Raw genomic sequence first — 1,140 nt, 5'->3', positions numbered from 1 at the left:
GCCCGCCTCTCCCCTCCCCCCCCCCCCCCCCCCCCCCCCCCCCCGCGCCGGACGGCTACACCATCCTGCTCGGCACCAATGCGCTGCTGACCAACCAGGCGCTGACCAGCCGCCGGCTCGGCTACGACACCTTCCGCGACTTCGTGCCGATCACGGTGGCCTTCGCCATGCCGCACTGCCTGGTGGTGTTGCCGCGCGGCCCGGCGACCACCGCGGCGCTGATCGCCGATCTGAAGGCCAATCCCGGTCAGCCCTATGCCAGCGGCGGCAACGGCTCCGGCGCGCATCTGGCGACCGAGCTGTTCAAGTCGGCCGCGCAGGTGCAGGCGACGCATGTGCCGTTCCGCGGCGCGCCGGAGATCGTCAACAACGTGCTGTCGGGCACGGTGCTGTTCGGCTTCCCGACGCTGGCCACGGTGACCGAGCTGATCCGCACCGGGCGGCTGCGCGGCCTCGGCGTCACCTCCGCCCAGCGCAATCCCGCCCTGCCCGACGTGCCGACCATCAGCGAGACGCTGCCGGGCTTCGAGCTGGTCTCCTGGTTCGCGATCATGGGCATCGCCGGCATGCCGCAGGAGGCCGTCACGCGCATCAATGCCGCGGTCCAGGCCGCGTTGGCCGATCCCGCCTTCCGTGCGCGCACCACGGCGGATGGCAGCATCGCGGTCGGCATGGGGCCGGAGCAGTTCGCCACCTTCCTGCGCAGCGAGGCGGAGAAATGGGGCGAGGCGGTGCGCATCAGCGGCGCCAAGGTGGACTGAGCCCGGGCGTTCAGGCGCCCCAGAGCGCCGCTTGCCGCCAGGGAGGCGGGACGAGGAGCGTCCCCCCCCCCCGCGGGCGGCGGGGGGGCGCATCTGGTGGAGGTCGGCGCCCGGGGCGGCGCGACGTCGCGCCGGATGTCACCGGCCTCATCGCGTAGCACGCGGCCGGCCGGCGGGCTGGACAGGCGGCCGGCGGCGCAGGACGCTGGCGGCACCGATCCGACGGGAACGCCGCATGTCCGAGCCCATCCTCCGCGCCGCCGAGGCGCTGCTCGCCGTCCGCCACGGCGCACCGCCGATCCCCGGTCTCGGCGCCGCGCCGCCCGCCCCCCCGGCCGCCCCCAGGGCGCGCCCCCCCCCGGGCAGGCGCCCCCCCCGC

At 76.1% G+C, this 1,140-nt stretch carries 1 protein-coding gene; it reads left to right on the top strand.

Annotated elements, in window-relative coordinates; genetic code table 11:
* The coding region (locus AC1MIR_RS14490; RefSeq protein ID WP_480028903.1) for a tripartite tricarboxylate transporter substrate-binding protein at window positions 1-761 on the top strand (761 nt) is incomplete at its 5' end.
* Window positions 762-1,140: the final 379 nt, after the last annotated feature.

It is taken from the genome of Falsiroseomonas sp. RANM36 (assembly GCF_056682175.1).
The sequence above is the reverse complement of the archived record's forward strand: the minus strand, read 5'-3'. Positions and strand labels throughout refer to the sequence as shown.